Source organism: Streptomyces sp. WM6386, from assembly GCF_000972385.1.
GTDB lineage: Bacteria > Actinomycetota > Actinomycetes > Streptomycetales > Streptomycetaceae > Streptomyces.
In genome coordinates this window covers 36,329-45,155 of the sequence record NZ_JXTE01000068.1, presented here as the reverse complement: position 1 = coordinate 45,155, position 8,827 = coordinate 36,329, and the positions used below count along the sequence as shown (strand labels likewise).

General features: G+C 72.3%; 9 protein-coding genes and 1 pseudogene. All 10 read left to right on the top strand.

What is annotated here, in order from left to right; translation table 11 throughout:
- A pseudogene (locus TN53_RS32370) lies at nucleotides 1-227 on the top strand (carbon monoxide dehydrogenase subunit G); the annotation flags it as partial.
- A gap of 103 nt (nucleotides 228-330) precedes the next feature.
- Nucleotides 331-1,119, top strand: a complete 789-nt coding sequence (locus TN53_RS32365) for an aldose epimerase (RefSeq protein WP_046262316.1) — start codon at nucleotides 331-333, stop codon at nucleotides 1,117-1,119.
- A 10-nt stretch (nucleotides 1,120-1,129) separates the two neighbouring features.
- The gene (gene pyrE / locus TN53_RS32360; protein ID WP_046262315.1) at nucleotides 1,130-1,681 is read left to right on the top strand and encodes an orotate phosphoribosyltransferase; all 552 of its coding nucleotides are present in this window, start codon (nucleotides 1,130-1,132) and stop codon (nucleotides 1,679-1,681) included.
- A gap of 130 nt (nucleotides 1,682-1,811) precedes the next feature.
- Nucleotides 1,812-2,834 carry a class II fructose-bisphosphate aldolase gene (gene fbaA / locus TN53_RS32355; protein WP_046262314.1) on the top strand — a complete coding sequence of 341 codons (1,023 nt, stop codon included), beginning with the start codon at nucleotides 1,812-1,814 and terminating at the stop codon, nucleotides 2,832-2,834.
- A gap of 61 nt (nucleotides 2,835-2,895) precedes the next feature.
- Nucleotides 2,896-4,362, top strand: a complete 1,467-nt coding sequence (locus tag TN53_RS32350; protein ID WP_046262313.1) for an MFS transporter — start codon at nucleotides 2,896-2,898, stop codon at nucleotides 4,360-4,362.
- A gap of 42 nt (nucleotides 4,363-4,404) precedes the next feature.
- Nucleotides 4,405-4,818, top strand: coding sequence for a DUF3151 domain-containing protein (locus TN53_RS32345; protein ID WP_046262312.1), 414 nt, complete (start codon nucleotides 4,405-4,407; stop codon nucleotides 4,816-4,818).
- Between the two features lie 204 nt (nucleotides 4,819-5,022).
- A complete protein-coding gene (locus TN53_RS32340) occupies nucleotides 5,023-5,562 on the top strand; it encodes a hypothetical protein (RefSeq protein ID WP_234441751.1) in 540 nt (179 codons plus the stop codon).
- Nucleotides 5,563-5,564: 2 nt separating this feature from the next.
- Entirely contained in the window at nucleotides 5,565-6,782 is a 1,218-nt protein-coding gene (locus TN53_RS32335) for a peptidoglycan-binding domain-containing protein (RefSeq protein WP_046262310.1), read from the top strand.
- Nucleotides 6,779-7,489, top strand: a complete 711-nt coding sequence (locus TN53_RS32330) for an ABC transporter ATP-binding protein (protein WP_046262309.1) — start codon at nucleotides 6,779-6,781, stop codon at nucleotides 7,487-7,489. Before TN53_RS32335 ends, TN53_RS32330 begins: the two co-directional genes overlap by 4 nt.
- On the top strand, nucleotides 7,486-8,706 hold the full coding sequence (locus TN53_RS32325) for an ABC transporter permease (RefSeq protein ID WP_234441750.1): 1,221 nt from the start codon (nucleotides 7,486-7,488) through the stop codon (nucleotides 8,704-8,706). The genes TN53_RS32330 and TN53_RS32325 overlap by 4 nt, the downstream gene beginning before the upstream one ends.
- The last annotated feature ends 121 nt before the right edge of the window (nucleotides 8,707-8,827 follow it).

Sequence of the window (8,827 nt, the reverse complement as noted above, 5' to 3'; positions counted from 1 at the left end):
GGTACTTCACCCCCGACCTCCCCGCCGAAGCCGCGCACGCGCGCCGCACGATGATCGGCCGGAGTGCGGAGGAGGTCGACCACGCCCCGCCGCGCGGCCGGTACGCGCCCGTGCCCGCTCCCCAGGCCAGCGCCCCGCACTCCGTCCTCCGCTGGGCGGCCCCCGCGGCGGCCCTCGTCGTCGCGTCGGCGATCGTCGTCGGCCGGGCGCTGCGCAAGCGGCACTGAAGAGGGCAGGGGAGGTGGGCCGGAACCGTGGTGCCGAGGCCCGGCCGGCGGAAATCGGGGATGGCCGGAAGCACCCCCTTGATCACCCCAGTAGGGTCGTCCCGTGAGTAACGAACCCATCACGCTGACCGCGGGCGACGCGGAGGTGACCGTGCTGCCGGGAAACGGCGGCCGGATCGGCGGACTGCGCGTCGGCGGTACCGAACTGCTGCGGCAGGGCGAGCGCTTCGGCTGCTTCCCGATGGTGCCCTGGTGCGGCCGGATCAGGGACGGCCGTTTCCGGGACGGGGCGACGGTCCATCAGATGCCGCTCAACTCCCCGCCGCACGCCATCCACGGCACCGCCCGCGACGGCGCCTGGCGCATCGCGCGCACGACGACGGACGAGGCGGTCATCACGTACGACCTGGTCGAGCCCTGGCCCCACCCGGGCCGGATCACCCAACAGGTCGCCCTCACCCCGGACGCCGTGACGCTCACCATGTCCGTCGAGACGTACGACTCGTCCTTCCCTGCGCAGATCGGCTGGCACCCGTGGTTCAACAGGAACCTCGGCGGCGAGGACGTACAACTGGCCTTCTCCGCCGCCTGGCAGGAGGAGCGCGGTGACGACCACCTGCCCACCGGCAACCGTCTCGACCCCAAGCCCGGCCCGTGGGACGACTGCTTCGGGATGCCCGGCGGAGTGGACGTCACGCTCACCTGGCCGGGGCAGCTGGAGCTCAGCGTCGCCTCCCGCGAGGAGTGGGTCGTGGTCTACGACGAGCAGGCCGAGGCCGTCTGCGTGGAACCGCAGACCGGGCCGCCCAACGGCCTGAACACCGCCCCCCGCCTGGTCACGCCCCTGGAGCCGCTGGAGGCCTCGACGACCTGGAGCTGGCGCCGCCTCTAAGCTGGCAGGCATGACGGACGACGTACGCGGCACGCTGCTGCAGCAGATCAAGGACAAGGCCGTGGTCCACGGCAAGGTGACCCTCTCCTCGGGCCTGGAGGCCGACTACTACGTCGACCTGCGGCGCATCACCCTCGACGGTGAGGCCGCCCCGCTGGTCGGTCAGGTGCTCCTGGACCTGACCGCCGACCTGGAGTTCGACGCGGTGGGCGGTCTGACGATGGGCGCCGACCCGGTCGCCGCCGCGATGCTGCACGCGGCCGCCGCGCGTGGGAAGAAGCTCGACGCCTTCGTCGTCCGCAAGGCCGCCAAGGCGCACGGTCTCCAGCGCCGAGTCGAAGGCCCCGACATCGCGGGCCGTCGGGTCCTGGTCGTCGAGGACACCTCCACCACCGGCGGCTCCCCGCTCACCGCGGTCGAGGCCGTGCGGGAGGCGGGCGCCGAGGTCGTCGCCGTCGCCACGATCGTGGACCGCGCGACCGGTGCGGCGGAGAAGATTCAGGAGGGCGCGGGGGTTCCGTATCGCTTCGCCTTCTCCAAGGATGAGCTGGGCCTGGACTGAGTCATCCACAGGGTGAGACCGAGGGCGGGACCATCCGGTCAAGTCTGGAAAGATGGGGCCGACGATGACGTCGCCCCCTAGGTCAGGGCCGTAAGGAACCAGCCAACCCGCACAATCAAGGAGCGGTCAGATGCCCATCGCAACTCCCGAGGTCTACAACGAGATGCTCGACCGGGCGAAGGCGGGCAAGTTCGCCTACCCGGCCATCAACGTCACCTCGACGCAGACCCTGCACGCGGCGCTGCGCGGCTTCGCCGAGGCCGAGAGCGACGGCATCATCCAGATCTCGACCGGTGGCGCCGAGTTCCTGGGCGGTCAGTACAGCAAGGAAATGGTCACCGGTTCGGTGGCTCTTGCCGAGTTCGCGCACATCGTCGCCAAGAAGTACGACATCACCGTCGCGCTGCACACGGACCACTGCCCGAAGGACAAGCTCGACGGGTATGTACGTCCGCTGCTCGCAGTGTCGGAGGAGCGCGTCGCCCGTGGCGAGAACCCGCTCTTCCAGTCGCACATGTGGGACGGCTCGGCCGAGACCCTCGCGGACAACCTGTCCATCGCGCAGGAGCTCCTCGAGCGCGCCCGCGCCGCGAAGATCATCCTTGAGGTCGAGATCACCCCGACCGGTGGTGAGGAGGACGGCGTCTCGCACGAGATCAACGACTCCCTCTACACCACGGTCGACGACGCGATCCGTACCGTCGAGGCCCTCGGGCTCGGTGAGAAGGGCCGCTACCTGCTCGCCGCCTCCTTCGGCAACGTCCACGGTGTCTACAAGCCGGGCAACGTCGTCCTGCGCCCCGAGCTCCTCAAGGAGCTGAACGAGGGCGTGGCCGCCAAGTACGGCAAGGCGTCCCCGTTCGACTTCGTCTTCCACGGCGGCTCCGGCTCCACCGAGGCGGAGATCGCGCTCGCGCTGGACAACGGCGTCGTGAAGATGAACATCGACACGGACACCCAGTACGCCTTCACCCGCCCGGTCGCGGACCACATGTTCCGCAACTACGACGGTGTCCTGAAGGTCGACGGCGAGGTCGGCTCCAAGAAGACCTACGACCCGCGCACCTGGGGCAAGCTGGCCGAGGCGAGCATGGCCGCGCGCGTCACGGAGGCCTGCGCCAACCTGCGTTCCACGGGTACGAAGCTCAAGTAACCCGCGGTCCTCACGAGCCCGGCGTCTGTCTACGGCGCCGGGCTCGCTGTATACCTGGGGCATGTCCGATGTCCGGCTGTCCTCGCCGCAAGGCAAGTGGATCCTGCTGACCACCGTGCTCGGCTCCAGCATGGCGATGCTGGACTCGACCGTCGTCAATGTGGCGCTTCCCCGTATCGGCGAAGACCTGGACGCGGATCTCGCCGCCCTTCAGTGGACCGTCAACGCGTACATGCTGACGCTGGCCGGGCTGATCCTGCTGGGGGGATCGCTCGGGGACCGGTACGGGCGGCGCAAGGTTTTCGTCGTGGGCGTGGTGTGGTTCGCCGCCGCCTCCCTGTTGTGCGGGCTCGCGCCGAACGCCGGTGTCCTCATCGCCGCCCGCGCCCTGCAAGGGGTCGGCGGCGCGCTCCTCACCCCCGGTTCGCTCGCCCTCATCCAGGCCTCCTTCCACCCCGACGACCGGGGCCGGGCCGTCGGCCTGTGGTCAGGGTTCGGCGGCATCGGAGCGGCGGTCGGGCCGTTCCTGGGCGGCTGGCTGGTGGACGGGCCGGGCTGGCGCTGGGTGTTCCTGCTGAACGTGCCGGTGGCGCTGCTGTGCGCCCCGATCGCGGTGCGCCATGTCCCGGAGTCCGGGGACGGGCGGGTCCACAGCCGTTTCGACGTGCTCGGCGCGGTGCTGGGCGCGCTGGCGCTGGCGTTCGTGACGTACGCGCTGATCGAGGCCCGCCAGGGGTCGCTCGCGGTGGTGGTGGCGGCCGTCGCCGGGGTGGCCGCCGCCGTCGCCTTCGTGGTCGTCGAGAAGCGCCGACCCGACCCGATGATGCCGCTCGACATCTTCGCGTCGAAGCAGTTCACCGCCGTCAACCTGGTCACGCTCTGCGTCTACGCGGCCTTCGGCGGCTTCTTCTTCCTGGCCGCGCTCCAGCTCCAGGTCGTCTCCGGCTACTCGGCCCTCGGCGCGGGGACGGCCCTGCTGCCGACCACCGCCCTGATGCTGCTGTTCTCCGCGCGCTCGGGCGCCCTCGCCGACCGCATCGGCCCCCGCATCCCGCTGACCGCCGGGCCGCTGCTGTGTGCGGCGGGGATGCTGCTGATGCTGCGGGTCGGTGAGGACGCCTCGTACCTCGCCGACGTCCTGCCCGCCCTGCTGGTCCTGGGCCTCGGCATGGTCGGCCTGGTCGCCCCGCTGACCGCGACGGTCCTGGCCTCGGTGGATGTGGGGCGGGCGGGCCTGGCCAGCGGAGTCAACAACGCGGCCGCCCGGGCGGCGGGCCTGATCGCGGTGGCCGCGCTGCCGCTGGTCGCCGGGATGGGGGAGGAGGCGTACCGGTCGCCGGGCGCCTTCGACGACGCGTTCGGACGGGCGATGACGGTGTGTGCCGGGCTGCTGGTGCTGGGGGCGGGCGTGGCCTTCGCGACCGTACGAACCCTGCCACCGGACTGCGTCCGGCCGGAGTGCCTCCACCACGGGTCCGTCATGGCACCTCCGCTGGAGGGGCAGCGGGCGCGGAAGCGGCTGGCCTAGCGGGGGCCCTCGGCCACCCCGCCGATGGAGGAGACTTGACCCATGTCGATTCACGAAAATCTCCTCGGGGGACCGCCCCCGACCCACCTCCCCGACGACCCCGAGCCGCGTGAGCTGCTGGCCGCAGGGACCGCGCCCGCCGATGTCGCCGCGAAGTACCCGACGTCCTCGCTGGCCTGGGCCCAGCTGGCCGACGACGCCTTCGAGCGGGGCAGCGTCGTGGAGTCGTACGCCTATGCCCGTACGGGCTACCACCGGGGTCTGGACGCGCTGCGCCGCAGCGGCTGGAAGGGCCACGGGCCCGTGCCCTGGGAGCACGAGCCGAACAGGGGCTTCCTGCGCGCCCTGCACGCCCTCGCCCGCGCCGCGGGTTCGATCGGTGAGCAGGAGGAGTACGAGCGCTGCTCGCAGTTCCTGAAGGACTCCTCCCCCGCGGCGGCACAGACGCTGGGCTAGGGATGCTCCGGTGCGGGGCCCGTCCGGCGGTGACCAGGCGGGCCCCGCGCTTTTCCCGCCCCGCTGCGGCCGCATGATCGGCTGACAGGTTCTTCAACAGTTCTTCATCGGCTCCGGCCTACGGTCGGCCTGCCCGACGCGGTCGCGGACGGGTTCGACAGGAGAGCGGGGGAACCGATGGGGACGTATCGGATACTGCCGGCCGTGGCGGCCTCGGTCGTGGTGTTCGTGGTCGGCGGTTGCGGGAGCGGTGACGAGGGGGCGGGGGTCCCGACGGCCGACGGCGGCACCGGCGTGTCGGCCTCGCAGAGCGCCGGCGACGACGTGGCCGCGTATGTGCAGGCCCGGCGGGAGTACGTGAAGTGCCTCCGGGAGAACGGCGTCGACGCGCCGGACCCGGACGCCAAGGGGAACATCGACTTCGGCGGCGGCGACATTCTGCGCGCCCTGAAGAAGGACCCCAAGTTCCTGGCAGCCACCCAGAAATGCGGCAAGGACCTGCCCGCCGTGCCCGAGAGCATTGAGAAGGGCAACCAGCCCCCGCTCTCCGCCGAGCAGATCGAGGTGGAGCGCGAGTACGCCGAGTGCATGCGGAAGAACGGCGCCGCCGACTTCCCCGACCCGGGACCCGACGGTCTGGGCCAGGGCGAATGGGACCAGACCTCGGCAGGCGCGAAGCGGGCCACCCGCATCTGCGGGCCGATCATCGGGGTTCCGGCGACTCCCGGCCCCGGCAAGGGCTGATCATGGCGGATACGGCGGATACGGCCGGTGCGGTGCCGCTGGTGGCGCGCGGCAGGCCGAGGCGGCGTACGGCGCTCCTCGCCTCCGTCGGAGCCGTCGTCGTGACGGCCGTCGCCGTCGTCGGAGCTCTCGGGCTCGGCGGTGGCGAGGAGGAGGGCCCGAGCGCACCGTCCCGGGCCGGCTCGGTCGTCGCGGTCACCCGCACGACGCTGACCGAGCGCACCCAGGTGGACGGCCGGTTGGGATACGGCACGGAGATACCGCTGCCGGTCAGGGCGACGGGCACGGTGACCTGGCTGCCGGAGCAGGGTGCCACGGTGCGGCGCGGGGGCGTGCTGCTGCGCGTCGACGACCGTCCCGTGGTGCTCCTGTACGGGAGGCTGCCCATGTACCGGGACCTGGGGCTGACCGCCACGACCGACCCGGGCGACTCGACCGACACCGAGTCCACCGAGGCCCCGGGATCCGGGGAGGACGGTGCGCGCGCCGCGCCGACCGAGCCGCCCGCGCCGACCGAGCTCAAGGGCATGGATGTCCTCCAGTTCGAGACGGGCCTGGCCGCACTCGGCTACACCGGCTTCACGGTGGATGAGACGTTCACCGCCAGAACGGCCCAGGCGGTCGGGCGCTGGCAGAAGTCGCTCGGGCTGCCCGAGACCGGGACGGTCGGCATCGGTGACGTCGTCTACTCCACGGGCCGGGTGCGGATCGGCCGGCCGGGCGTCCGGCTCGGCGGCGCCGCCGGAGAGAACACCCTCACCTACACCGGTACGGCCCGGAAGGTCGTCGTCGACGCCTCCGCCGCGGACGCCGTCTGGGCCGTACGCGGTACGGGGGTCCGCGTCCGGCTGCCCGACGGGAAGACCGTGAAGGGCGAGGTGGCGTCGGTGGGGAAGCAGGCGTCCGCGCCCGAGGGGAGTGGGGAGGGCGACTCGGGGCAGGGCGGCGCCACGGTGCCGGTGACCGTCACCATCAGGGACCAGAAGTCCGTGGGGCGCTTGGAGAGCGGGCCCGTCACCGTGGAGTACGTGGGCCGTGAGGTCAAGGACGTCCTGGTCGTTCCGGTCGCCGCGCTGGTCGCCCTCGCCGAGGGCGGGCACGGACTGGAGACCGAGCAGGGCCGGTTCGTCGCCGTACGGACGGGGCTCTTCGCCGACGGCAAGGTGGAGGTCAGCGGCCCCGCGGTCCGCGAGGGCATGAAGGTGAGGATCCCGGAGTGAGTCAACTTCCGCCCGCGGTCGTGGAGTTCGACGCGGTCTCCAAGACGTATCCGGGCCCGGTGGCCGCGGTCCGTGACGTGAGTCTGCGCATCGGGCGCGGTGAACTGGTCGGTGTGGTCGGCCCGTCGGGCTCCGGCAAGTCCAGCGTGCTCCACCTCATGGGCAGCCTCGACCGGCCCTCCACCGGCCGTGTCCTGATCGACGGTCACGACGTGGCGAAGCTGTCGGACCGCGAGGTCTCCGCACTGCGGGCCACCCGGATCGGCTTCGTCTTCCAGCAGTTCCACCTGGCTGTGGGTGTTCCGGTACTCGACTCGGTGGCGGACGGCCTGCTGTACGCGGGCGTCCCGGTGCGCCGCCGCCGGGCCAGGGCCGCGGCCGCGCTGGCCCGGGTCGGGCTAAGCCACCGCGTCCACCATCTGCCGCACCAGCTGTCCGGCGGCGAGCGGCAGCGCGTCGCGGTCGCCCGCGCGGTGGTCGGCGGACCGTCGGTGCTGCTGGCGGACGAACCGACCGGAAACCTCGACTCCGGGTCGGGAGCCGCCGTACTGGAACTGCTGCGCGAACTGCACGCGGGCGGTACGACGGTCGTGGTCATCACCCATGACCGGGAGATCGCCGCCCGGCTGCCCCGCCGTATCGAGATGCGCGACGGCCGGCTGGTCGGCGACACGGTGCGCGGTACGGCGAGCGGAGCGCACCGGTGAAGGACAGCGTGGCGAACTCCGCGCAGCGGGAACCGTTGCGCGCCGCCCGGCTCCGGCCCGCCGATGTCGTACGGCTGGGTGGGACCGGTCTGCGGACCCGTCCGCTGCGGGTCTTCCTGTCGGCGCTCGGTATCGCCATCGGCGTCGCCGCCATGATCGCGGTGGTCGGCATCTCCGGCTCCGGACAGGCGGAGGTGGACCGGCGGCTCGACGCCCTCGGTACGAACCTGCTGCGGGTCGCCCCCGGCGAGTCCCTCGCGGGGGAGAAGGCCGAACTGCCGTACGAGGCCGTCCCGATGATCCGCCGGATTCCGCCGGTGCGGCAGGTCGCGGCGACCGGCGCGACCGACGCCCACGTGTACCGCAACGAGCGCATCGCCATCGGCCGCACCGGCTCACTGACCGTTCTCGCGGCCGGCCGTGAACTCCTTCCCGCCGTCGGCGGTCAGGTCCGCAGGGGCCGTTGGCTGGACTCCGCGACCGACGAGTACCCCGCCGTCGTCCTCGGCGCCACCGCCGCCCGGCGGCTCGACGTGTACACCCCGGGAACCCGTCTGTGGCTCGGCGGCCGCTGGTTCTCGCTGATCGGCGTCCTCGATCCGGTACCGCTCGCTCCGGAGCTCGACAGCGCCGCCCTGGTCGGCTGGTCGGCGGCCCGGACCTATCTGGGCTTCGAGGGCCATCCGTCGACGGTGTACGTCCGCGCCCAGGACAGCGAGGTCACCGCGGTACGGGCGGTGCTCCCGGCCACCGCCCACCCCGAGAATCCGGGCGAGGTACGGATCTCACGGCCCTCCGACGCGCTCGCCGCCCGGGAGGCCACCGAGTCCGCGCTGACCGGACTGCTGCTCGGCCTCGGCGGGGTCGCCCTGCTCGTCGGTGGCGTGGGCGTGGGCAACACCATGGTCATCTCCGTCCTGGAACGGCGTGGGGAGATCGGCCTGCGCCGCGCCCTCGGAGCGAGCCGGGGCCAGATCCGCACACAGTTCGTGACGGAGTCCCTGCTGCTCTCCCTCATCGGCGGCGTGGCCGGAACGGTCCTCGGCACCCTCATCACCGCGGGCTATGCCCTCAGCCGCGACTGGCCCACGGTCGTCCCGGCCTGGGCGAGCGTGGCGGGCGTCGCCGCGACGCTGCTCATCGGCATGATCGCCGGCCTGTACCCGGCGGTCCGGGCGAGCAGGCTGGCGCCGACGGAGGCGCTGGCCGGCACGTGAGTACCGTCGGACATTCCTTGTCGCGCCTTCCTTGTCGGCGATCCCGGCGGTTTCGGCGATCCCGTTGGTCCCGTACGGAACAGGAGTCACGTTGAGTCCCTGCGCTGCGGCAGCCGAGGGC

Coding starts and splice junctions, on each gene's coding strand:
- pyrE (WP_046262315.1), top strand. CDS start 1,130: ATGACGGACGACGTACGCGGCACGCTGCTGCAGCAGATCAAGGACAAG.
- fbaA (WP_046262314.1), top strand. CDS start 1,812: ATGCCCATCGCAACTCCCGAGGTCTACAACGAGATGCTCGACCGGGCG.
- TN53_RS32350 (WP_046262313.1), top strand. CDS start 2,896: ATGTCCGATGTCCGGCTGTCCTCGCCGCAAGGCAAGTGGATCCTGCTG.
- TN53_RS32345 (WP_046262312.1), top strand. CDS start 4,405: ATGTCGATTCACGAAAATCTCCTCGGGGGACCGCCCCCGACCCACCTC.
- TN53_RS32335 (WP_046262310.1), top strand. CDS start 5,565: ATGGCGGATACGGCGGATACGGCCGGTGCGGTGCCGCTGGTGGCGCGC.